Raw genomic sequence first — 24660 nt, forward strand, 5'->3', positions numbered from 1 at the left:
AATGTCTCTGAAGACAGCAAAAACACACAGGAGGGAATTTGAATGAAACAGGATCTCATGCAAGGCGTGATCGACATGCATGTCCATACGAATCCGGATCTGCGCCTTCGCGCATACGATGACTTCGAACTCATGGAAGCAGCGATCCGCGTCGGCGCGCGTGCCATCGTCATCAAGACACATCAGGGGACAACCATGGACCGCGCATATCTCTGCAACCGTCACAACGAGATCGTACATGGAAACACGAACAACTTCACCATGTACGGAAGCATCACATTAAACCGCGTTGTAGGCGGGATCAATCCGAAAGCCGTCGATACCGCACTTCGTCTTGGAGCAAAAGTTGTCTGGCTCCCGACACAGTCCGCAAAAAATCACATGCAGAAAATGGGCCAGGATCTGAGCCAGTGCGTGGAAGTCGTAAAAGACGGAAAGATCGTTCCGGAACTGCGCTCTGTACTGGAACTTGTCCGCGATCACAATGCAGTCCTTGGAACTGCCCATATCGCACCTGATGAGATCTTTACCGTCGTCGAGGCAGCCCGCGACCTCGGAGTCAAAAATATCGTGATCACCCATCCGGAGTGGTGGATCGTGGGAATGAGCCATGAAGACCAGCTCCGCCTCGTGAAGGATTACAACGTCATCCTGGAGCGCTGTTACGCACAGAACATGGGCGGCGGAAAATATAAGAGCAATCTCGCAGACAATCTGGAGATCATCAAAGAAGTCGGCTACCGAAATGTCATGGTCGACACCGACGGCGGACAGACGGAAAATCCGCACTGGGAACTCGCACTTGCGGAATACATGCAGTATCTGGTCGATCACGGAATTCCGGAAGAACATGTTTACCATATGACTCACACGATCCCGGCATCCCTGCTCGGCATCAACGAACAGGAGGAATCCGCATGTTAAGTATCATTCTGGTCGCATCCATCGCAGTTGCCGTCGTTCTTGGCTACAAGACAAAGATCAATACCGGATTCTTCTGTATCGCGTTCGCTTACCTGATCGGATGTTTCGGTATGGGGATCAAGCCAAAAGAGCTGATTAGTTTCTGGCCGGTCAGCACGATGTTTGTGATCCTGTCCGTCTCCCTTTTTTACAACTTTGCGGCTGTCAACGGAACGCTTGAGAAGATGTCTGCAAGTCTTCTCTACATGTGCCGCCGTTTCCCGGGCATGCTGCCGTTTGCCCTCTTCTTTGTAGCAGTTGTTCTCTCGGTAATGGGAGCTGCCTACTTTACTGTTCTCGCATTTCTGGCTCCGATCACGATCCTGATCTGCGAGGAAGCAAAAATGGACAAGCTGACCGGCGCTGTCGCGATCAACTGCGGTGCGCTTGCAGGCGGAAACTTTCCGACAGCCTCTCTCGGTGTCGTATTCCGCGGTCTGATCGATACCGCTTACGAGTCAGAACCGGCTTTTGGAACACCAAATTCGTTTGTGGACGAAATGAAGATTTTTGGATTCGCCATCATCTTCTCCCTGATCCTGATCGCGATCTTCCGCTTCGGTTTTAAGAGCAACCGCGGCATCGGCAAAGGAGTTACTTTCTCCAGGCCGGAACCGTTTGACAGGAAGCAGAAGCTGACTTTATACTTGATGCTGCTGATGATGGTGATCGTCCTGATCTTCCCACTCTTAAAGCTCGCGCTTCCGGACAATGCCCTGATCGGAACGATTGCAGGAAAAGTTGATGTCGGTCTCGTTGCTTTCTGCTTTACCATCATTGCCCTGTTATTTGATCTGGCACCTCAGAAAGAGGTCATCGCCCGTGTTCCGTGGAATACGATCCTCATGATCGCCGGAGCCGGCATGCTGATCGCGGTCGCTGTAAAAGCAGGCACGATCGATGCCCTGTCCGCATGGATCGGATCCAATGTACCGGCTGCCCTGATCCCGCTGGCATTCAGCTTCGTCGGTGCGTTTATGAGCTTCTTCAGTTCCACGACCGGCGTTGTTGCACCGGCATTATTCCCGCTGATCCCGGGACTCGCCGCTGCAACCGGACTGAACCCAGCCGCTCTCTTTGCCTGCACGATCCTTGGCGCACAGAGCAGCGCGATCAGCCCGTTCTCATCCGGCGGAAGTCTGATCCTCGGTTCCTGTGGAAACGAGGAAGACCGCAACCATCTGTTTAACCGGCTTCTCTTTGTTGCCGTTCCGATCAGTGTGATCTGCTGTGCAGTCTATAACCTGATCGTGACATTTGTACTGTAGGATCAAATCGAATCATTCAAAAAGGAGAATCATCATATGAATCACAAAATTACAGTATTCCGCGGTGACGGAATCGGTCCGGAACTTGTTGACAATGTGTTAAAGATCTTAAAGGCAGCGAACGCACCTCTCGAATATGAAATCTACAACGTCGGAGAGGACGAATGGAAACGCAACGGCGCACTGATCCCGGAGGAAGCCTACGCATCTTTTGAGCGGACAAAAGTGCTGTTAAAATCCCCGATCACGACCCCGGTCGGAAAGGGATTCCGCTCCCTGAACGTGACACTCCGCGGAAAATATGATCTTTACGCAAACATCCGCCCGGTAAGATCCAACGATGCCGTAAAAACACCGTTCAAAAATGTGGATATCGTCATTTTCCGTGAAAATACGGAAGGCCTCTACGTCGGCGTCGAAGAGCAGATCGATCCGGACACCGTCCATGCGATCAAGATCGTTACACGAAAAGCGAGTGAGCGCATCATCCGTGACGCATTCGAGTATGCAAAGAAAAACGGCCGCAGAAAAGTGACCTGCGTCCACAAGGCAAACATCTTAAAGATGTCCGACGGCATGTTCTTATCCATTTTCAAGGAGATCGCGAAAGAATATCCGGAGATCGAGAGCGATGACAAGATCATCGACAACACCTGCATGCAGCTCGTGATGAACCCGAACCAGTTTGACGTGATGGTCATGCAGAACCTGTACGGAGACATCCTCTCAGACCTCTGCAGCGGTCTGATCGGCGGTCTCGGACTCGTTCCATCCAGCAATATCGGTGCCGATTACGCCATGTTTGAAGCTGTACACGGCAGCGCGCCGGATATCGCCGGAAAGCACCTTGCAAACCCGACTGCATTCCTCTGGTCCGCCTGCATGATGTTAGAGTACCTCGGGGAAAATGAGACTGCAGCGCGGATCCGCAAAGCCGTCGATGAAGTTCTCGCAGAAGGAAAACACCTCACAAAAGACCTGCACGGAACAGCAAGTACCGAAGAGTATGTGGATGCGATCCTGGAAAGATTATAAAACTGAAATCAGAGGGGGCTGCCATTGGCAGCTCTTTCTGTATCCCTGAAAGTAAAAAGACATCACAAAACCTTGTTCGAATGGAATCCACTCCAATTTCCGGTTTTGTGATGTCTTTTTATGATCTTTTATTCGCTCCTGGCATTGATCACTGCCCCTGCTCTTCCACCTTCTTCGGCGGCATCACTGTCAGGTCTTTCACGATCTCCCCTGCAAGGATCAGTCCGGCAACCGACGGGACGAACGCGATGCTGCCCGGAATCGCACGGCGCTCGGTGCATTTATGTTTCGCGCCCGGCGGACAGATACAGTTCTTTCTGCAGCTGATGCTCATGTCTTCCTGCTGCTCAACCGGCTGCTCCGTGGAGTAAACGACTTTTAACTTCTTCACTCCGCGCTTCTTTAATTCGCGGCGCATGACCTTCGCGAGCGGGCACATGCTCGTCTTATAGATATCCGCCACATGGAACTGCGTCGGATCCAGCTTGTTTCCGGCGCCCATGCTGCTGATGACCGGAACTTTACAGTCGATCGCCCGCATGATGATCTCGATCTTTGCCGTCACCGTGTCCACCGCATCGACCACATAGGAATATTCCGTAAAGTCGAACTCATCCGCATTTTCCGGGAGATAAAAGCACTTTCTGACCTCGACCTGGGCATCCGGATTGATATCCAGGATCCGGTCGCGCATGACTTCCGCCTTATACTGTCCAACTGTCTTTCTCGTCGCGATGATCTGGCGGTTGATATTTGTCAGGCAGACCTTATCATCGTCCACCAGCACAAAGGAACCGACTCCGCTTCTCGCCAGTGCCTCCGCCACATATCCGCCGACTCCGCCGATTCCGAAGATCGCAACCTTCGCCTTCGCAAGGCGGTCCATATTTTCTGCTCCTAAAAGGAGCTGTGTTCTTGAGAACTGATTTAACATCTCTATCTCCAATCCTGTCTTTCCTGAAATGTTACCGGCAATCTCCCTGTTAAAACAACCATTCGACGGGATTTTGCCCCTGAAACCTTTACCATTATACCTACTAATTCGGTATGTGTAAAGAGAAAGATTCCTTCCCATGAAAAGTAGCAGTTTTTCTGCGTCCTGTAACGAAACAGGACACCATCTCTGGTGTCCCTTCCGTACTTTCTGATATTCTCACAAAACTGTCCGAACCATTCTTGCAGTCTGATTCTCTGTCATCGCTGATCCTGCTTTTCTGGAAATCTCCTGCCATGATCCCTGCATGTCATTTTACTTATCCACATGGTTTCTGTCCGTCAGAATGATCCCCTTATATCTCGGAGAGGTGCGCTCAAGCTCATAGCATTCTCCCTCCGGAGTCGGGTACTGATCGATAAAGTCGCGGATCGTCTTCATCTCCTCCGCGGTCAGATCAAATTCCAGTGTCTGGATGTTGGATCTTACATGTTTGGAGTTTCTGGTTCCGACCATGACGGCTCCGACGCTCTTCTGGTTTAAGATGTACTGGGTTGCCACGTTGGCGATGCTGACGCCGTGGTTGTCTGCGATCGCTTTCAGGACCGGAAGGAGCTTCTGCATTCCGTCCCAGCCGAGGGAATCCTCGATGATCTGCATGTATTTCACCTGGGAACGGGTCTCCGGCGCCTCATATGTCTTTCCCATGTAGCGCTCCGCGAGAAATCCACCGGCCAGTGTGCCGTAAGCGAATGTGTAGATGCCGTGCTCTGCGCTGTAATCCAAAAGTGTTCTCTCCGGACGGCGGTCAAAGACGGAATACTGCGCCTGGTTGGATACGACCGGGATACCGGCGTCAACCATCTGCTTTAAGGCGTTTGTATCCATGTTGCACATACCGATGTTGCGGATCTTTCCTTTTTCCTGAAGCTTTACAAGGTCAAAGGCCGTCTCCATCATGCCCGGCACATTGAAATCCCACCAGTGGAACTGTACCAGATCCAGAGCTTCGCGGTGCATTCTCTTTAAGGAGCGGTCCACGATTCCTTCCGTGTACTCCATGTTGATCACCGGAAGAACGTCCTTGTCCGGCACAAATTTCGTGTGGATCTGGATGTCTTCCTCCTGATAATGTCCGCTCGCCTTTAACTCTGTCACAAAGCGGCCGAGGACCTCCTCAGCGCCCGTGTAGATGTCGGCACAGTCAAACGTCGTAAATCCCTGCTCCACCAGCTCGTGGAACGCGCGGATCGCATCGTCATAGTCCAGGTGTCCCTGAAGACAATGCTCCGCGGAGAGCTGCCAGCAGCCATTGATGACGCGGTTGAAGGTATATCCATTTTTAAACTGAGCTTTTTTCTGCATGATCGATTCTCCTTATTATCTAATTCTCATGATATTTTCCCGCATCCGGTCTCATGAGCGGCACGACCGTGCACTGCCCATGACTCTGGATCCGCTTTCCGACTCTTGTGATCTTAAATCTCGCCCCGCAGTTCGGATCCGGGCAGGCGATCTCCGCGTCGGAGAGCATCCAGTCGTTCGGGTCCAATGGCCGTTCTTTTGCCGGAAGAAGCGGCAGGATGGCGCTCAGGGAATACATGGAAAACGATGTTTCCTTCGGAAACACCAGGTTTTCTCCCTGTACCAGGAAATAGTCCCCCACCTTGTGGCTGCACACCATCGGGCGGTCACCGGCGACTACTTCCACCTTGAGATCGTATAATGTAAAGGTATCATCCATTTTTCCATAACCTCTTTTCTCTCGTGTACTCGTTCCAATGTCTGTGCCATCCTGACACTTCATGAGCTTTCATGATCCAGATCCGGGAAACCACTCCCCTATTCTTCTTTCTGGCATCCCCATCCCGTAAGGACAGCTCCAAGGAATACAAAGAACAGGACAAATCCGTAGATCGTTCCGCCCGCAACGATGACCGGGGAAAGACCTGTCAATGCGGATCCGATGAATACGAACACGCTCATGAACGGGATGATCGCCGGAAGACTGTTTGCCGTTCCGTCTAAAAGGTTCGCTCTGCGGTACGGGTGAATGTTTCTCGCCGCTCCGATCTTATTTAAGATCGGTCCGAATGTCAGGATGGAGGCACTCGTCACACCGCCAAGTAAGATCGTTGTAAATGCGATCCCCATCATGCAGACGAGCTCCGCACCTCTTGCCGTCCCTGCCATCTTACTGTCGAGGATCTTCTCGGCGATCAGGTTCAGCATGCCTGCGTCGCTTAAAACTCCCATGATGCCGAATACGGAGATGACAAGCGCACAGGTTGGTAAAATATTGTTGATCCCGTCAACCAGGAAGCCGACTGCGGCGTTGTTTGCCGCGTCGTTGGAAAATACCTGCGCCGGAGTAAATAATCCCGCTGCAAGGCCGACAAGCGTTCCTGTCGCAAGACCAACGAGGATGCCTTCATAGATATTTCTTGTTTTTGTCGAAACCGTCAGCATCAGGACAACCGGGATCAGCATGACTAACGAAACCGGGTTGGACGCCGCATCGATGGAACCTCCCTCATAAGTACCGCCAACACCGCCGAAAATCGCGAAGATCACGATCGTGATCAGTCCTGCCACCAGCGAATACTTGATACGGCTTGACACGACACCACCGATATCGGCCGGTTTTCCGTTCTTAAACTGCTGCGTGGAAGCCGAAGCGATCGTCGTGTCGGAGATCGGCGCCAGGTTATCTCCAAAGATCGCGCCGGATACGATGCAGCCGGCCATCATCATCTCGTTGGCACCCAGCATGATCCCCGCCGGGTAAAAGATCGGGAACGCGATAAACATGGTTCCAATCGAGGAACCGGTCGCTGTCGATACGATGCATGTGGCAAGAAATGTAAATGCAACGAAGATCCCGCCTTTCATGCCGACCGCGTTGGCGATCCATACGAATCCGCCGGAAAGACCGCACAGCTTGATCAGGGCGCTGAACATGCCGACGAGCAGCAGGATCACAACGACCGATACCGACGTGATCGAGGAAATTCCCCGGATCGCACTCTCCCAGAACTCACTGTAGCTCGTGCAGAACACGCCGCCGATCAAAAGGGCTAAAAATCCTCCGACTGCAAGTGCTTCCATGTTGAATGCTTTAAAGCCGATGAACAGCACCATGCAGAAGAATACATAAATTGCTACCGGGATCAGGGACATTCCGATCCCGCCGCGAAACTGAAGTTTTCTCTCTTCGCTCATACGATTGCCTTCCTTTCTTCTGTAACATAACTCTTGTCATATACGAAAGTCTCCCGGGAGACTATGCGTTTCTGCATGCCACGATGCATTTTCTCACCGCTCCGGTTTCCGGCTTTCATAAAGGACTGACATTTCAAGTTCAGAAGATCGGGAAATCTTTTTATCAAAAAAGCCCATCCCTGAACTTCGTTCAAGGACAGGCTGTCATATACCTGCGGTACCACCTTGTTTGGTGCCAAGCACCCACTCTTTACAGAATGCAGTTACATTCCTGGTCTCGTAACGCTGACCCTGCGTCTCAGCTACTAAAGATTCCTCTTGATCCGTTCCTCTTTTTCACCTTGCCCTCTGAGGCCCACTTACCACAACACTCTGTCCGGATCCCACCGCCCCGGACTCTCTGGGAGACTGTTCTTTCTGGTACAACTTCCTCTTCAACGGTTTAAAGCAATAATAGCAATGTCATACGGATTTGTCAAGAATTTTTTATCGGAAACTGGCTGCTGATATCCCAACTATCTTCCCCCATGCTCTTCACAACAACTCCAATACTCTCTCATAAACCGGAGCATTTTCTTTCACTACGATCATCAGCTTCTCCTTCGCACCGTTTAGCCTGTAAAACAGTGTGCGCACCGTATGAGCCTGCGATCGCAGATACCTGTTTTCATCGTAATAATACTTCTCATCCAATAGCACCGCCAGCCGGTCCATCGTCTTCCCGTTGTCTTCCTGTCGCGAAAGGATCTGAAACCCGTGTTCCCCTGCATCCAACATCAGATTTTCCGCTTCCCGCTCATCATTTGCATACAGCACTGTGACATTCGGGAAATGCCGGGTGGTCTTCCGGTCCGGAAGGTGCATCAGATTCTGGATAAACGAGGAAAGCTCCACATTTGTCCGGATCCTGTTTGTCAGTCGGAAAAGCTGGATCCCCGGAAGTTTTTCCAGCTCATTCTTCGCACTCCGGTCCGCCTCTTCCGGGGAGAGCTGGTCCTCGCAGTCACTGGAAAAGATAACCGGACGTGTTCCTGCTGCCCGTATGATCCGCTTCAGGGGCTCCTCACTCAGCAGATGCGCCTCATCAACAAAAACAGCACCATAATCCTCAAAACCGGTCTCCTCCGTGATCTCCCGGTCCGACATCCAGAGAATTCGCCTGAGTCTCTCATGAAGCTTCTTCCACTCCTCTCCCGATGTCCCGCAGTGGATCATGCAGACCTTCTGACGCCCGGAAAGTTTCATCGCGATATCGTAAAGAAGCAGCGTCTTTCCCGTCCCAGGAAGTCCGGAAAATGAGTAATATCCGCTTCGCTCCGCGCGGACTTTCTTTAAGATCTGCCGCTCAATATCCTTCTGTTGGGCCGTCAGGAAATATTCCTTCTGCAAAAACCGCTCCGGCTGTGTCAGCGGGGAGATCAGATACCATTCTGCCCGGAAGCAGTCTTCGAGATCTCCCGGCTCATCCTTACCCGGCTCCTTCAGCTCCTCACATAGCCGGTCCCAGTCCGCATCCACAAGGTTATCATGATTCGTCAGACGGACCAGACGGTCCTCACTGCTGATATAGGTATAGGACCGGATCGGTCTCCCCAGCACCGATAAGTAATAACGGTTCTGGATCAGCTGCCTGCGGATCGCGTCCCCGGAGACAGCGCCGCTCTTCAGCTCGATGTTCACGATCTGTTTTTCCTTCACCTGGAGCAGGTCAAACTCTTTTCCGAGACGCGGGATCTGGAAAGAATAAAAGAAGCGGAGCCGGTACACCTCCGGCATATGTTCTTCCAGGTGATCCACAAATGCCCGCATACTGTTCAGTTCCCATGTCCGGATCTTTAAAGGTTTTTCCCTGCCCGACAGCTGATGCTCCAGCCTGGAAAGACAGGCGATATTCTGTTTTCTAGTCAGTGCGTAGATGGATATTGATTTCATGGATACACTCCTGAATATAAAATGCGTCGTAAGTGCGCAGACCTACTGAACAGTTACAATGCGCCAATGTGAGCACATCGGTCATCACATCAATATTCTAACATCATGAAACAAAAATTTCATCCTGTCAATTGTTTTATTGATATGGCAGTGACCGTGCACTGTAATGGGATTTTGCCGATGCTTCGCATTCCGAATCGGCAAAATCCGAGACCATAACGGTATCATACGGAATTTTCAGTTCTAAAAATTCCTACCCGTGAAAAGTAACAATAAGTCATCATTAGAATGATCTCTATTTGGCTTGAATGTTGACACTGGATCAGCAAACCGTTATTATATAAGTATAATTTAAATAAAATCTTATTTTTGTCAGTACATTATCGCACAAAACCAAGATAAGCAGAATTTTCAGGAGGCCATATGAATAAAGCGGAAAAATCCCAAATAATTGTTCCTGTTATTTGTTTTGTGTGCGTTTTTTTGTCTGCAGTTCTGATATGGAGTTATTATAGCAAACCCGCTGATGAGGACGGAACCTTAAGCGTTACAATAAAGTATCCAGAATATGAAACTGCCGTTATAACACCGGTTTCTACGATGGAATGTGCCATAGATAACAAGTTCTTACATGAACTTCAACAAATTTCAGAAAGTTCCGATGGAAATACAAATGAACATATTTATAATTATCAATATGACACACTGCCTGATAAAATTTATATAAAGGCACCAGATATTTATGTATTTGAACAAGGCAGATCAAACTCATCCATGACACCATGCAGCGTTGGAAGTGTGGCTTACTATGCTGATGAACCTTGGTTCTCTATCACTTCAGTCACTGTAGATAAATTATATACCGGAGTTTTTGATATAACAATTTCGATCGAGTCATTTAAGGATATCGTTCCAGTAATGGCAACCTTAAAAATAGGAGATATTGTTTTGAATGAAGAAGGAAGTGCACCAGAAAAGGAAATGGCGTTTGAAAACGATAATTATATTTCAGAAACCTTTCAATTTCGGTATAATCGGGGTGCATTAAACGATATCTCTGATTTAGTTAATGAAGCAGCCTTCTGTACTGAAGATGTTTTCCGCAGAATAAGCGGAGCCCAAATAACAGCAGAATGCAATATCCCATCTGTTAAAGTTGTTATTGAGGATTCAGGATCATCTTCCAGCTTGTGATGATGAGCTATGAGAGCATTTCAGATACATGAGAGCAGAAAAACCGGCGAAGATTTATTCATCGCCGGTTTTCTCAATATCAATCTGTCATTTTTCTTCTGCTCCTGCAGATCCAGAAAATTTTCCGGATCACTTACGCCTCGTCGATCGCCCGTCCAATATCATGTCTCATATACTTATTCTCAAAGGAAACCCACTCCGTCGCCTCATAGGCTTTCTTTCTGGCTTCCTTCAGGTCTTTTCCGGTTGCGGTCACACCGAGGACACGGCCGCCGTTTGTGACGATCTGGCCTTTGTCGTTGAATTTTGTTCCGGAGTGGAAGACATAATAGTCGTCTTTTCCCTTGAACTTCTCAAGTCCTTCGATCGGGAATCCCTTTTTGTACTCGACCGGGTAGCCGTCGGATGCAAGGATAACGCAGACCGTCGCACGATCATTGTCGAACTTTAAGTCTACCTTGTCGAGCGTTCCGTCGATGCACGCCTCAAAGACGTCCACGATATCGTTCTCCAGTCTCGGAAGAACAACCTGCGCCTCCGGATCGCCGAATCTCGCGTTATACTCCAAGACCTTCGGTCCCTCCGGTGTCAGCATCAGTCCGAAGAAGATCACGCCCTTGAACGGTCTTCCCTCTGCCTTCATCGCATCAACGGTCGGCTGGTAGATGTACTTCTTGCAGAATTCATCGACTTCCTCCGTGTAGAACGGGCTCGGGGAGAAGTTTCCCATACCGCCTGTATTTAAGCCCTGGTCGCCGTCCTTTGCACGCTTGTGGTCCTGGGCGGAACTCATGATCTTCACGATATTTCCATCCACAAAGGACAGAACGGAAACCTCACGGCCGGTCATAAACTCCTCGATGACGATCTCATCCCCTGCGGAGCCGAATTTCTTATCCATCATGAGCGTCTTCACGCCCTCTTTTGCCTCTTCCAATGTCTGGCAGATCAGAACGCCCTTTCCGAGCGCAAGACCGTCCGCTTTTAAGACGATCGGCATCTTCGCCGTCTCAAGATACTCCAGCGCCTTCTCCGGGTCTGTGAATGTCTCATAAGCGGCTGTCGGGATATGATATTTCTTCATGAGGTCCTTGGAGAATGCCTTTGAGCCCTCAAGGATCGCCGCATTCTTTCTCGGTCCGAATACGCGGAGTCCCTCTTTCTCGAAGACATCCACAATCCCACCGACGAGCGGATCATCCATTCCGATCACGGTCAGGTCGATCTCTTTCTCTTTTGCAAATGCAACTAATTTATCAAATTCCATGGCTCCGATCGGCACGCACTCCGCCACCTCGGAGATTCCGGCATTGCCCGGCGCACAGTAGATCTTGTCGACTTTTTTGCTCTGGGCGACCTTCCATGCGATCGCATGCTCTCTTCCGCCGCTTCCAACGATTAAAACCTTCATCTATTCTTCCTCCTGTAAACTTCCCTATGACATAAGCCGACTGTCCTGGCAACATGTAAAAATACATATCAGCCAGGACAGATACGATCAGATCTCGTGGTTCGCGATCATGTCGATCGCCTTCGGAAGGATCTTCCACTCCGCCTGCTCCATGACACGGCGCTGAAGAACCTCCGGCGTATCGCCTTTTTCCACTTCAACCGCTTTCTGCAGGATGATCGGACCGGAATCCATTCCCTCATCCACAAAATGCACCGTCGCACCGGTGATCTTTACGCCTCTCGCAAGCGCAGCCTCGTGGACCTTCAGTCCGTAAAAGCCGACACCGCAGAAGGACGGGATCAGGGACGGATGGATATTGATGATCTTATTTCTGTATTTTTCGATCATGGCCGCCGGGATCTTTACCAGGTATCCGGCCAGCACGATCAGATCCAGATGGTAGGAATCGATCTTCGCGACAAGCGCCTCATTAAATTCCTCTCTGGACGCAAACTCCTTCGGGGACAGGCATTCTGCCGGGATCCCGTGCTTTTTCGCGCGTTCTAAGGCAAATGCACCCGCATTGTTGCTGATCACGACCTCCACCTTCGCATTGCGGATCGTACCCTCATCGATCGCATCGAGGATCGCCTGAAGATTTGTTCCTCCTCCGGAAACGAGAACGCCGACTCTTAACATAAGGTCACTCCCTTTTCTCCTGCCTCGATGGAACCGATGATGTACGGGGTATCTCCCGCTGCCTTCATGGCTGCCATCGCCGCACGGACATCCTCCTCAGCGACTGCAACGACCATACCGATTCCCATGTTGAACGTGTTGTACATGATCTTCTCATCGATCTCACCCTTCTGCTGCATCATCGGGAAGATCGGCGGGATCAGATAGCTGTCCTTGTGGATCACCGCACGGACGCCATCCTTTAACATACGCGGAACATTCTCATAGAAACCGCCGCCTGTGATATGGCTGCACGCCTTGATCGTAACACCTGCATTCTTTACGTTCTTTAAAGCCTTTACATAGATCCTTGTCGGAGCAAGAAGCGTCTCGCCGAGAGTCTTTCCAAGCTCATCATAATAGGTATTTAAGCCCTCTTTTGTCATCTTTTTCTCAAAAACCTTGCGTACAAGAGAAAAACCGTTGGAATGAACACCCGTGGAAGCCATTCCGATCAGGACATCACCCGGCTGGAGATTCTCACCTGTGATCATCTCCTTCTTATCGCAGACGCCAACCGCAAAACCGGCAAGATCATACTCATCCTCAGCCATCAGACCCGGATGCTCCGCAGTCTCACCGCCGATCAGAGCAGCTTCGGACTGGAGACAGCCGTCTGCAACACCCTTGACGATATCCGCGATCTTCTCCGGATAGTTCTTGCCGCATGCAATATAGTCCAGGAAGAATAACGGCTCGCCGCCCGCACATGCGATATCATTCACACACATCGCAACTGCATCGATACCGATCGTGTCGTGCTTGTCCATGATCATCGCAAGCTTTACCTTCGTTCCGCATCCGTCCGTACCGGAAAGAAGAACCGGCTCCTCCATATCCTTGATCTTTGCAAGAGAAAAAGCACCGGAAAATCCTCCAAGACCACCTAAAACTTCCTCACGCATCGTCTTCTTCACATGCTCTTTCATCAGCTCCACAGACTTGTAACCAGCCTCAATATCAACTCCGGCTTTCTTGTAATCCATATGTATTCCCGGCTATCGCAGACATCCAAAAGATGTATGATAGCTTTTCCTTTCCTTAATTTTTCTATATCAGATGATATCGTGTGCAAAATTTTTTGCCCCCTGATACCGTATTGTTCCACACTTCGTGCTCCTGCAATTTCCTAAAACAGCCATACTCTGCTCATTTTCCTGCGCAAAACGGCTGCTTATTCATGGTTTGGGATGGTGGTATCATCCGATCACTTCTTCATGGAAGCAAGATACTCCTTATATCCGATATTGTCGAGCTTCTCCGCCTTGCTCTCCACTTCCGTCTTCATCTTCTCAGAATAAGCCTTTAACTTTTCAAGGAGATCCGCATCCGAAGCCGCAAGGATCTTTGCAGCAAGAATACCAGCATTCTTTCCGCCGTTGATCGCTACCGTTGCAACCGGGATCCCGGACGGCATCTGCACGATCGAATAGAGGGAATCCACCCCGCCAAGGTCAGAAGTCTTCATCGGGATTCCGATAACCGGAAGCGGGAAGATCGCTGCACACATTCCCGGAAGATGAGCCGCCTTACCTGCACCGGCAATGATCACCTTCATGCCCCTGCTCTCAGCACTCTTCGCATACTCAAAGAAAGTATCAGGCTCCCTGTGTGCGGAAATGATCGTCATCTCAAAATCAATCCCAAACTGTTCCAGTACCTCGGCAGCCTGCGCCATGATCGGCATATCAGAGTCACTGCCCATTACAATTCCAACTTTTGCCATTGTCTTTTCTCCTTATGAGTGTAACAAATATTGATAAGTTTCACTAATATATAGTATTTGAATAACAATAATTCCTTATCAATCATAATACAAGGTTTTTCCATGCACGTCAAGTGGGAATCGTAGATTTTGCCACATCCCAGCGGTGAGCTTCCGGGCTGGAGTGCCTTGATCCGGGGATCTGGCTTCCTCTAAGCCTGCGGGTGACTGCGTTGAAAACAAGACGACACTTGTCTGAGCGCAGCGAGTTGTGTCGTCTTGTTTTCGCCCTTAGCAGTCACCTGCAGGCTTAGAGGAACCATCCCCGCATCCCTGTGCACTCCAGCCCGGAAGCTCACCGCGTACCCTCGCCAATACACAAAAAAGGTGCCCCCGAACATGCAGCCCACCTGCACCTCCAAAGGCACCCATTTCAACTTAAAAAGCGATCTTACTCCTCCCCCAGCGGCCTGTTCAACTCATCCAGACCCGCCAGCACAAATCTCCCATCAAGGATCAGATCCACCTTCGTCCCATCCTCACGCACAGCCGAAATCCTCTCCAGCTCCTTATATGGGATCGTAATATCCGTATGCACTCCGAAATACGCCTTCGAGACATCTTCCTTCCGCAAGATCGAAACCTCATTGTCCCGCGCGATCATCTCTTTCCCATCCGGATTATACATCGGACTGTCCTCCGACCAGCTGTAACAAGTATCACCGACCGCAAAATGCGGTCCCATCTTCTCCACGATCAGGATCGGCAGCCGGTCCAGGATCCCGAACTTCTCCGCCATCGCATACGCCGTCGTGTTCGTTCCGATCGCAAACTCGCCGAGCGGCAGGATCTCATGTCCATTCATGATCCCCTGCACGATCAGGCGGTGTCCCGCCTCTTTATCGATCTCTCCATTTTCCGCAAAGTTGTCGCAGACTGCAGAAACCACACGTCCATCTTTGAACTCCATCAGCAGATTCCGGTACTGGATATCTCCGATATAAACCGTTCCCACATTTAAGATTCCATTTGTCCCCGCAAGCTTCGGGGAAGTGAACACCTCACCGAGAGGAATATTCACATCGGCCACACAGTTCTCAAACTTCGTCTGCTTTTCCGGATCAGAAAGGGCCGCCAGACGTACCTGCATGTTCGTCCGGTTCTCACCTTTTCCGATCACTTCCACATACTCTGCCGTATCGAGCACATCGATGATCTTCTGCTGCATATCGCGGTAAAGCTCGTAGTCCAGAGTGTTGATCCGGATCGTCTCTTTAAATATTTCCGGGAAGTGTTCCCCAATCGCCGGAACCGGGAACGCAATGATCGTGAAGCTCGTCTCATCTCCCGGAATATATTCGTTCACCACCGGCATGGATAGATTCCGGTATTCCAGATAAAGGTTCTGCTGTTTCTCCGTAAACGCCCATGCCTCCGATTTGTTCACCGGCTCAAAGCCCGGCTCACCGAAGGTTTCGATGACCGCCGGTCCCGCGTAGGCTGCCGCTTCCTCCTTATACTGCTCATAGGCAGTCTTTAAAACACCGATTTTCCGGTCACGGAACGCCTTGTCCATGTAGACCGCGCTGTCATACCGGTGATCATAGTCATACTGTCTGTTCGGGGAAGACGATGTATAGCCGCCGCGCCCCGCCGGATTCCGGTTGATGCTGTCGACCGCACCTCGCGGGAAGATCACGGAAAGACCTGCTGCCTCGAAATTCTTCACCGCCTGGCGAACCATACGCTCCATTCCGACCGGATACCGGATTGCCGCCGTTTTCTTCTTTGCGAGATCACGTCCCATGACCTCAAACCCGCGGATATATCCGTCCGTATAGGTATCCGCCATCTTCCTGATTTCTTCCTCCGGCAGGCTGTTTAAGAACGCCGCTATCTTTTCCTCCTCCGGGGAGATATACTCGCCGAAGCGGTACAGGTAAGAAAGATCCGAGAGATCACTCTCCATGATGATCTTCTTCGCAAAATCAAGCGTCGGATCGACACTTTCCCGCACACGGTAAGTCAATGTCACATCACAGTAATCGCTCGCACTCCAGTAGAGGACGTCCTTGATCTCCTTCGCCGCCGGAAGCGCCTCGCCCTCAAACAGGTTGTAGATCTCGATCAGCGCCTCGTTTCCGATCACGAGATCGAGAACACGCCCCTCAAATGCATAGACGATGTCCGCACGGATCTCCGCATAGAGATAAGAAAGAAGCTTTCCATACTCCTCTCCGAGCGTCTGCACAGCATAAGCCGGATTCGCATAACTTGTCTCATAAGCTCCCGGGAGAACGTCCGCATAGAGCTTCTGATTTAAGGCTCTCCCCTCTTCCAGAGTCATCTTGTCAAGACTTCCGTCTTTCTTTGCCTTCAGGACTTCGCCGCACTGAATGATGAGCTCCGTCACCTTTTTAAAATAATCCCGGTAAACTTCCGGTACTGTCTCTTCCGTCAGAAAATCCCGGATCCGCGCCATGGAAAGGTCATAGCGCTCTCTGATCAGATCTTGTTCCATGTCTCATGCCTCCATTTCATTACAGAGCAAATACGATCATCAGTGCCCACACGAGCAGCAGGATCCCCGCCGCCGCGAGACAGATCTTCGCCAGAATGTAATTTTTCTCCTTCTCCATCATCGCGAAGATCCCGTAGACCACCGATGATACCGCAGTGATAATACTGCAAAAACCCAGAGCTGCTGCCGCAAGCGGCGCATTCCCCTGGGTGTGATAGGAAAAACCGATGGCCGCGGCGTAAAAAAGAAGCGCCGCCGCCACAAGTCCCGCCGCCACAAAACTGTTTTTTGCCAGCGGCTTTTTTATATACGATACTTTATTTCCGATTCGTTCCACTGTATCTCTCCCACACGCCTTTCGCAAGGGCAAAAATAATATACCCGACAAAACCGCCGATGGTATTTAAGAGCAGATCATCCACATCGAAACTTCCAACCTTGCCGACGAGCTGCATCGTTTCCACGGTGAGACTCATGGCAAAGCTTAAGATCACGGTGATATACCAGTGTCTCGTCCGCTCCCAGATGACCGGCAAAAAAAAGCCAAACGGCATAAACGCCAGCACGTTGCCGAAAATATTTAAAAATACCGCGCGCCAGCCAAGAATGTCCCTGTATAAAATAAAACGCCGAATCTCTTTAAAAAGGGTCAGGTTGTAGGAATATTCGGCCCTCGCATCGGGGCTGCGCCCCATCTCTTCGGCGAAAAACAGGAAATATGTCAGCAGAACCAGATACAGGACGAAAAAGACCGCCCCAAGAATCCGATGTCTGTGTTTTTTCATCTTCAAACTTCTCCATTTTTATTGTCTCCCGTTCCCGGGCGGGTGCTTTCCCGCATTCTTTTCGCATTTCTTGCAGAACCGGACCTTACGGGAGAAAAGCAGGAAAGGAGATGCCGCCATTTCAGCCGCATCTCCCGCTGCATCATCTTTCCCTGAAATCAATTTTTTAGAAAGTAATATCTGATTTTCTCTTAAGAAGCAGTGCGCCGTTCACGATCGCGATGATCCCGGCAGCAAGTCCGACAGATGCAACGATGATTCCGACCGCGATGCTCGCTGCGCCTGTGTTTCTCATGGTCTTATAAATCTTTTCCATAGAACCGCTCCTTTATTATTTTACACCATACTGCTCATAGTATGCGTCGATCGCTGCTTTTAATGTATCGTCGATGATCACTTTTCCCTTGTACTCCTTATTGTAAAGGTGCTCAACGACTTCCTTCATGGTTACGATCGCTGTTGTGCGGAAACCGTATTTCTCCTGGATCTCTGTGAGTGCGGATTTCTCGCCTTTCCCTCTCTCGCAGCGGTCAACAGAGACAACAAGACCGAGAACATCGACATCGCCCTGTGCCTTGATGATCGGAAGAGTCTCCTCGATGGAAGTACCTGCTGTTGTTACATCCTCGATGATCACAACCTTGTCACCGTCAGCGATCGGGCTGCCGAGAAGGATTCCCTTGTCGCCGTGATCTTTTACTTCTTTTCTGTTGGAGCAGTATTTGATGTCTGCGCCGAAGTGCTCGTTGATCGCCATGCTGGTCGCAACAGTCAGCGGGATTCCCTTGTAAGCCGGTCCGAAGAGAACATCGAAGTCTGTTCCGAATGTGTCATTGATCGCTTTCGCATAGTACTCGCCGAGCTTGCGAAGCTGAGCGCCTGTGCGATAGAATCCTGTGTTTACGAAGAACGGGGTCTTTCTTCCGCTCTTTGTCACGAAGTCTCCAAATTTTAATACGCCGCAATCAACCATGAATTCGATAAATTCCTGCTTGTACTTTTCCATTTTTCATCCATTCCTTTCAAGATAATATACTGTTTCGCAGATTTCCGATATCGTTATCTGCCGGCTTTTTGTCAGATGGCGTCCCTGCCGTGCAGGAATGCGATCCTTATGTTCAGTGTACGGCGCCGATCAGCTCGTGGATGTCCTCCACGCCGTACTTCTTCATATATGCCTCAATTCCCTCGATCACCTGGATCGTTGTATCCGGGTTGATGAAGTTCGCGGTTCCGACGGACACGGCTGTCGCGCCCGCGAGGATGAACTCCAGCGCGTCCTCAGCTGTCATGATGCCGCCCATTCCGATTACCGGGATCTTTACTGCGTTCGCAACCTGATATACCATGCGGACAGCGACCGGTTTGATCGCCGGACCGGACATACCGCCGGTCTTGTTTGCCAGCGCGAAGGTCCGCTTATTGATGTCGATCTTCATACCCGTGATCGTATTGATCAGGGATACCACGTCCGCTCCGCCTGCCTCAACGGCTCTCGCCATCTCCGCGATGTCGGTCACGTTCGGGGAAAGTTTCATGATCACCGGCTGCTTTGCAACCTTTTTGACTGCCTTTGTGATCTGCTCCGCGCATTTCGGATCCTGACCGAACGCGATCCCGCCTTCCTTTACATTCGGGCAGGAGATGTTGATCTCGAGCATGTCCACGTCGGCGTCCGCAAGGCGCTCCACAACGTCCACATAGTCGCTCTCGGACTTTCCGCAGACATTGACGATGATCTTTGTATCATGCTGTCTTAAGAACGGAACGTCGCGCTTCATGAAAACATCAACGCCCGGTCCCTGAAGACCGATCGCATTTAACATTCCGCCGTAAACTTCCGTCACACGCGGAGTCGGATTTCCCGGCCACGGAACATTTGCGATTCCCTTTGTCACAACAGCTCCGAGACGGTCAAGGTCGATCATCTCGCCGTATTCCATACCGGAACCAAAGGTACCGGAACAGGTCATCACCGGGTTCTTTAACTCCACACCGGCCAGTGTTACTTTTGTATTCATGCCTGTTCCTCCTTTTTGATCATGATGCCGGAGGCGATGCGCTCGCGCTGCTCGTCCGGAGTCAGGAGCTCTACCTCTTCGGCGCGGAAGACCGGACCGTCCTTGCAGATCCTCTTGTTTCTCACGTTGCTGTGCTCATCGATGTCTTTGCTGTGGCATACGCAGCCAAGACAGGCACCGATCCCGCACGCCATCTTCTCTTCCAGGGAAATGTAACACTCGATCCCGTTCTCCATCGCATAGGCTTTCAGTGCCTTTAACATCGGAGTCGGTCCGCATGCGTAGATGATATCCGCGGTGAGCTTCTCCGCGCGGATCGCATCGATGACATTTCCTTTTGTTCCGACGCTTCCGTCCTCCGTTGCGATCACAACATCAGCATATTTGCGAAGCTCGTCCGCAAGGAAGGTCTCCTGATCTCTGTAACCGATGACTGCTGTCTTTTCGCAGTCCAGGTTCTTCGCGAGTTCCAGCATCGGCGGGATTCCGATCCCTCCGCCGATCAGGAATGCCTTTTTCTTCTTTAAAGGGAATCCATTTCCCAACGGCCCCATAATATCCAGGGTATCGCCTGCCTTGCATTCGGAAAACTCCTTTGTGCCGGCTCCCGCGATGCGGTAAACGATCCGAAGTCTTCCATTCTCCTTGTCCGCCTCACAGATACTGATCGGACGCGGAAGAAGTTTTGACGGGTCATTTGTGTAAACAGCGATAAACTGTCCCGGAACAGCCACTTCTGCCATCTCCGGTGCGTCAAGCCACATGCTGTAGATCCCCTCCGCCAGCTTCTCCTGGCTGTGGATCACAGCGTTTACTTTTTTCTGTGCCATGGTTCCCTCCTTATTACAACACATCAGCCACGGACGAATGACCATGGCTGATGATTATTTTTTCAATGTGGATCATTCCGCAGTTGTACAGCTTTTCTGGTTACAATACTTTTCTGAACAATTGCGTTTTTTCATTTATAATACAGAATTGATATCTGCGATCATGTCGATAACGGCCTGTCTGGATGCCTCTGCAAAGTGCTCCGGACCGAATTTCGCATATTTCTCCTGCTTATAAGCTGCGATGATACCACGGGAGGAGTTTACGACAGCTCCGAGTCCATCTTCGTTAAAGCAGTGCATTAAGTCTTTCGCAGTACCGCCCTGTGCACCATAACCCGGTACCAGGAAATAAGTCTTCGGCATGAGCTTTCTTAAGATCTTGCTCATCTCCGGATAAGTAGCGCCGACAACCGCACCGACGTTGCTGTAATCGCCGTCCATGCTCGCTTCGCCCCACTCAACGACCTTCTCAGCGACTAACTCATAGAGAGGTCTTCCGTCTACAAGACGGTCCTGGAACTCACCGCTGGACGGGTTGGAGGTTTTAACGAGAACAAAAAGTCCTCTGTCTTCATCGTTGCAGACATTGACGAACGGTTTGATGCCGTCTGTTCCGAGGTACGGATTTACGGTAATGAAGTCTGTATTGAAGCCACGGCATACGTTGCTTCCGACTTTTACGCTTCCGATATGTCCAACTGCATACGCGGAGGAAGTGGATCCGATATCGCCTCTCTTGACATCGCCGATCACAAGGAGTCCCTTGTTCTGGCAATACTCGATCGTGCGGGCATATATTTTAAGACCCTCAATGCCAAACTGCTCATACATTGCAATCTGCGGTTTCACTGAGGGAATCAAATCATAAGTGTTATCGATAATTTCTTTATTAAACTGCCATACAGCCTCGGCAGCGCCTTCCATGGTCTCGCCGAAATCCTTGAATGCTCTCTGTACAATATGGTTCGGGATATAACCTAACATAGGGTCAAGACCGACACAGATCGGTGCCTTTGTCTTCTGAATCTTCTGTATGAGCTGACTGATCATAGTTTCCTCCTCCGATGTAGTTACGTTTCTAAAACACCTTATTCTTACCAATTTTAGCATAAGAGTTTTTCTGTTTCAAGTAAAAATATAGGTTCTGAAAAAATTTCCGCATTTTGCAAAGATTTTTCAAATATTGTGACAGAAGTCTTTTTCTGCATCGTTATGATGTTCAATTCATCTGCTAAACAAAATGGAATGTGCCTCGGCACATTCTCGCGCCGAGCGCGGTCGCCTGCGACAACCTTCATCTTCGCGCGAGTGCGCATCTTAGGCACCTGGTACCCACGCCAGCTGCCGTTCTCTGTTTTTATACTTTTATCAACTGTGGAACATGATCGTACAGACGTATTCCCCGTTCTTGTAATCTTTCTTCGCGAACTGGTCTTCCACCTGGGTCTCCATGTTCATCCAGAGCTCCTCGGCGGCCAGCATGATGTGGGAGAGCATGATGCCGATGTTGAATTCCTTAAAGGCGCGCTTTTCTTTTCCGGAAAACGGGAGTGTTTTTTTCGCAAAGATATAGATCCGGTCCGAATAGACGACAAAGCGCCATGGCTGGGAATTGAATGAGGACGGAGCGAGTCTCGCGGCACGCAGGATCGCCTTCACCTGCTCCCCCGGTTCGTCCTTGAACGCGCAGAGCGCCGCAAGGGAAGCGCGGTGAGCCAGGGAAGAATCGCGGGACGGGCGTCCCGCAGCCCGTCCGAACGCGATCACGAGGAAACGTTTCAGACCGTCTTTTTTCTCCTCTCCGGCCTTCGTCGCCCCGAGATAACAGGTTCCGAGTTCCTTTGATGTGAGGTAAAGGACTGCCTGCTCAGCCGCATATCCGGCATTCCGCACGGACAGCTGGTCATTCCCGCAATAGACGGCAAGATAGTACGGCGCCTCGACCTTCCAGAGACCATGGATCTTCTGCTTTCCGTCTGAATTGTCTATGATCTCAAATTTTACCGTTTTCTCCTCATCGAGGAGCGCGATATTTTTCAGATACCGCTCCAGCGCCTCCAGCCGTCCCGGTGCAAGTTTCTCCATCTCATACTCGCGGACCGAACATCTGTTAAAAATCGCCTCATAAATACTCATAACCGCTCGCCTCTTCCCCTCATGCCGGATGATCGATCGCCAGATCCGGCAAAACTGTCAATTCCTTTTTTCCATCCACTCCGGTCCGCTCCTCACCAATTCAGTCCGGAAGACGGTCTGACAAGATCCGCCCCGCAGCTGATCACACGGAATTTTCAGTTCAGAAAATTTCCGTTCATGAAAAGGAACCTTCCAACTCTTTGATGAGTCCTTCAAACACCTTCATCGCCTCATTGACGACATCCGGCTTTTCCATGTCAAGCCCGACTAACTTTAAAAGCTCCACCGGCGTCTTTGAGCATCCGCCCTTTAAGAACCGGAAATAACCTTCTTTTGTCTTTTCGTCCCCAGAAAGGATCCGCCTTGCGATCGCCATCGCCGCGGAAAATCCTGTCGCGTACTGGTAGACATAAAACTGCATGTAGAAGTGTGGGATCCGCTCCCACTCATGATCAATGTCCTCATCGATCACAGTCTCTTCTCCATAATACTCCGAATTCAGCTCATGGTAAAGACTGCAGAGCAAATCTTTTGTGAGAGGAGTCCCGCTCCAGGAAAGCCGGTAAGTCTCTGCCTCAAATTCCGCGAACATCGCCTGGCGGAACAGCGTTGTGCGGAAACGCTCAGCGAGCTGGTTGATGAGGTAAAACTTCTCCTTCCTGTCCTTCGTCTCATTGATCATATAGTTTAAGATCAGGATCTCATTGCAGGTCGATGCAACCTCCGCCACAAAGATCTTATATCCGGCATACGTGTAGGTCTGGTTGGCATTGGAGTACCAGGAGTGGATCGAATGTCCCATCTCATGTGCCAGGGTGAGGACGGAATCCAGCGTTCCGTCAAAGCTCATCAGCACGTACGGATGCACGCCGTAAACGCAGTTCGAGTAGGCTCCGCTCCGCTTTCCCTCATTTTCATAGACATCGATCCAGCGGTTCCCGAAACCATTCTTTAAAAGGTTTAAATATTCCTCTCCGAGAGGTTTTAATGCCTTCAGGATCAGTTCCTGTGCCTCTTTGTAGGAGTACGTTTTCTCATACTCATCCGTGAGCGGCACGTAGAGATCATACATGTGCAGCTCCGGAAGGTCCAGGCATTTTTTCCGGAATCCCATATACCGGTGCAGCAGCGGGAGCGCATCATGGACTGATTCCAGGAGGTTATCGTAAACACGCTCCGGGATCTCGTTTTCCGCAAGGTACATGGCTCTTGCCGACGGATACTGACGCATTCTCGCATAGAAATTTCCCTGCTTGACATTTCCCTCGTAGGTTGCCGCGATCGTGTTCGCAAACTGGCGGTATCCTTTGTAGAGGGAATGGAAAGCCGCCTCTCTGACACTCCGCTTTTTGCTCTCGATAAGTTTCCCGTATCTCGCGTGGGTCACCTCAACGAGTTCCCCGTTCTCGTCCTCAACCGGGTCAAATTTCAAATCTGCATTATTAAATAAGGAGAATACCGATGACGGAGTGTGCGCGATCTCGGAAGCAGACGCTAAGATTGCTTCCTCCTTCTCTGAAAGCATATGCGGTTTTTTCGCGAGCAGACGTTCGATCTGGAGTTTATACGCCTTTAACTCATCCGTTTCCAGGAATCCGTTCATCGTCTCATCCGGGATCTCCAGGATCTCCGGCTGGGCGAAGGACGAAGCAGCCATTGCTTTTACCGCAAGAGACTGGACTCTGGACACCAGTGCCTGATTCTCGCTGACAGAGGTATCCTGATCGCGTTTCTGCATCGCATACGCATAGAGGAGAGAGATCGTCTCATCCATCGATTCATCAAATTCCAGGTAACTTTTAAGCAGATCTGCCGAACTTCCGAGTTTTCCCCGGTATGTCTCATACCCCGGGATCCGCTCTTCCACTCCGTCCGCAAGTCCTTCAAACTTCTCCGGCGATGCGATCATGTCCTCCAGTTTCCAGGTATCCTGTTCTCTGATCTCTGAACGTTTCTTTACTCTCTCAGCCATGGTTTTCT

The 24660-nt window shown here is 50.5% G+C and carries 23 protein-coding genes; 4 read left to right on the top strand and 19 right to left on the bottom strand.

Features of this window, described 5'->3' with window-relative positions; translation table 11 throughout:
- Positions 1-42: 42 nt before the first annotated feature.
- From V2546_RS03785 to V2546_RS03795, 3 genes are read left to right on the top strand one after another with little or no spacing between them, the layout of a single operon-like run.
- Positions 43-924: a DUF6282 family protein gene (locus tag V2546_RS03785; RefSeq protein ID WP_118529497.1), complete on the top strand. Its 882-nt coding sequence runs from the start codon at positions 43-45 to the stop codon at positions 922-924.
- On the top strand, positions 918-2231 hold the full coding sequence (locus V2546_RS03790; RefSeq protein WP_118529496.1) for an SLC13 family permease: 1314 nt from the start codon (positions 918-920) through the stop codon (positions 2229-2231). Before V2546_RS03785 ends, V2546_RS03790 begins: the two co-directional genes overlap by 7 nt.
- 36 nt (positions 2232-2267) lie before the next feature.
- Positions 2268-3266 (top strand): isocitrate/isopropylmalate dehydrogenase family protein, encoded by a 999-nt coding sequence (locus tag V2546_RS03795; protein WP_118529495.1) that lies wholly within the window; start codon positions 2268-2270, stop codon positions 3264-3266.
- Positions 3267-3414: 148 nt separating this feature from the next.
- Here V2546_RS03795 and V2546_RS03800 read toward each other — a convergent pair whose 3' ends face one another.
- The 5 genes from V2546_RS03800 to V2546_RS03820 all read right to left on the bottom strand — a co-directional run bounded on the left by V2546_RS03800 (position 3415) and on the right by V2546_RS03820 (position 9354).
- Positions 3415-4200, bottom strand: a complete 786-nt coding sequence (locus V2546_RS03800) for a tRNA threonylcarbamoyladenosine dehydratase (protein ID WP_118298505.1) — start codon at positions 4198-4200, stop codon at positions 3415-3417.
- A gap of 315 nt (positions 4201-4515) precedes the next feature.
- A complete protein-coding gene (locus tag V2546_RS03805; RefSeq protein WP_118298506.1) occupies positions 4516-5565 on the bottom strand; it encodes an aldo/keto reductase in 1050 nt (349 codons plus the stop codon).
- A gap of 19 nt (positions 5566-5584) precedes the next feature.
- Positions 5585-5944 carry a TIGR04076 family protein gene (locus V2546_RS03810; protein WP_118321574.1) on the bottom strand — a complete coding sequence of 120 codons (360 nt, stop codon included), beginning with the start codon at positions 5942-5944 and terminating at the stop codon, positions 5585-5587.
- Positions 5945-6042: 98 nt separating this feature from the next.
- The gene (locus tag V2546_RS03815; RefSeq protein ID WP_329751586.1) at positions 6043-7422 is read right to left on the bottom strand and encodes a Na+/H+ antiporter NhaC family protein; all 1380 of its coding nucleotides are present in this window, start codon (positions 7420-7422) and stop codon (positions 6043-6045) included.
- Between the two features lie 534 nt (positions 7423-7956).
- Positions 7957-9354, bottom strand: a complete 1398-nt coding sequence (locus V2546_RS03820; protein WP_329751587.1) for an ATP-binding protein — start codon at positions 9352-9354, stop codon at positions 7957-7959.
- A 423-nt stretch (positions 9355-9777) separates the two neighbouring features.
- On the opposite strand from V2546_RS03820, the gene V2546_RS03825 reads away from it, so the two are divergent.
- The gene (locus V2546_RS03825) at positions 9778-10548 is read left to right on the top strand and encodes a hypothetical protein (protein ID WP_142411063.1); all 771 of its coding nucleotides are present in this window, start codon (positions 9778-9780) and stop codon (positions 10546-10548) included.
- Positions 10549-10681: 133 nt separating this feature from the next.
- Here the strand turns inward: V2546_RS03825 and purD are convergent, their stop codons facing one another.
- The 14 genes from purD to pepF form a co-directional block, all read right to left on the bottom strand.
- Positions 10682-11959: a phosphoribosylamine--glycine ligase gene (purD, locus tag V2546_RS03830; protein WP_118529490.1), complete on the bottom strand. Its 1278-nt coding sequence runs from the start codon at positions 11957-11959 to the stop codon at positions 10682-10684.
- An 87-nt stretch (positions 11960-12046) separates the two neighbouring features.
- Positions 12047-12640, bottom strand: coding sequence for a phosphoribosylglycinamide formyltransferase (gene purN, locus V2546_RS03835; protein WP_329751588.1), 594 nt, complete (start codon positions 12638-12640; stop codon positions 12047-12049).
- Positions 12634-13665: a phosphoribosylformylglycinamidine cyclo-ligase gene (gene purM, locus V2546_RS03840; RefSeq protein WP_329751589.1), complete on the bottom strand. Its 1032-nt coding sequence runs from the start codon at positions 13663-13665 to the stop codon at positions 12634-12636. Before purM ends, purN begins: the two co-directional genes overlap by 7 nt.
- Before the next feature lie 221 nt (positions 13666-13886).
- Entirely contained in the window at positions 13887-14405 is a 519-nt protein-coding gene (gene purE / locus V2546_RS03845) for a 5-(carboxyamino)imidazole ribonucleotide mutase (protein ID WP_329751590.1), read from the bottom strand.
- A 430-nt stretch (positions 14406-14835) separates the two neighbouring features.
- A complete protein-coding gene (locus V2546_RS03850; RefSeq protein WP_329751591.1) occupies positions 14836-16905 on the bottom strand; it encodes an aminopeptidase in 2070 nt (689 codons plus the stop codon).
- 19 nt (positions 16906-16924) lie between these two features.
- Positions 16925-17242, bottom strand: coding sequence for a calcium:proton exchanger (locus tag V2546_RS03855; RefSeq protein WP_118529487.1), 318 nt, complete (start codon positions 17240-17242; stop codon positions 16925-16927).
- Positions 17223-17690: a VanZ family protein gene (locus V2546_RS03860; RefSeq protein ID WP_118298517.1), complete on the bottom strand. Its 468-nt coding sequence runs from the start codon at positions 17688-17690 to the stop codon at positions 17223-17225. The genes V2546_RS03855 and V2546_RS03860 overlap by 20 nt, the downstream gene beginning before the upstream one ends.
- A gap of 166 nt (positions 17691-17856) precedes the next feature.
- Entirely contained in the window at positions 17857-18006 is a 150-nt protein-coding gene (locus V2546_RS03865) for a hypothetical protein (protein ID WP_182426546.1), read from the bottom strand.
- A gap of 15 nt (positions 18007-18021) precedes the next feature.
- Positions 18022-18696 (bottom strand): orotate phosphoribosyltransferase, encoded by a 675-nt coding sequence (gene pyrE / locus V2546_RS03870; RefSeq protein ID WP_118298518.1) that lies wholly within the window; start codon positions 18694-18696, stop codon positions 18022-18024.
- A 112-nt stretch (positions 18697-18808) separates the two neighbouring features.
- Positions 18809-19711, bottom strand: coding sequence for a dihydroorotate dehydrogenase (locus V2546_RS03875; protein WP_118298519.1), 903 nt, complete (start codon positions 19709-19711; stop codon positions 18809-18811).
- Positions 19708-20541: a dihydroorotate dehydrogenase electron transfer subunit gene (locus tag V2546_RS03880; protein ID WP_118529486.1), complete on the bottom strand. Its 834-nt coding sequence runs from the start codon at positions 20539-20541 to the stop codon at positions 19708-19710. The genes V2546_RS03875 and V2546_RS03880 overlap by 4 nt, the downstream gene beginning before the upstream one ends.
- A 135-nt stretch (positions 20542-20676) precedes the next feature.
- Positions 20677-21594 (bottom strand): orotidine-5'-phosphate decarboxylase, encoded by a 918-nt coding sequence (pyrF, locus tag V2546_RS03885; RefSeq protein ID WP_118298521.1) that lies wholly within the window; start codon positions 21592-21594, stop codon positions 20677-20679.
- Between the two features lie 318 nt (positions 21595-21912).
- Positions 21913-22680 carry a nitroreductase family protein gene (locus tag V2546_RS03890; RefSeq protein WP_118321566.1) on the bottom strand — a complete coding sequence of 256 codons (768 nt, stop codon included), beginning with the start codon at positions 22678-22680 and terminating at the stop codon, positions 21913-21915.
- Positions 22681-22855: 175 nt separating this feature from the next.
- A complete protein-coding gene (pepF, locus tag V2546_RS03895; RefSeq protein ID WP_329751593.1) occupies positions 22856-24652 on the bottom strand; it encodes an oligoendopeptidase F in 1797 nt (598 codons plus the stop codon).
- Positions 24653-24660 lie beyond the last annotated feature (8 nt).

It is taken from the genome of Clostridium sp. CM74B_53, from assembly GCF_036318045.1.
Lineage (GTDB): Bacteria > Bacillota > Clostridia > Lachnospirales > Lachnospiraceae > Pilosibacter.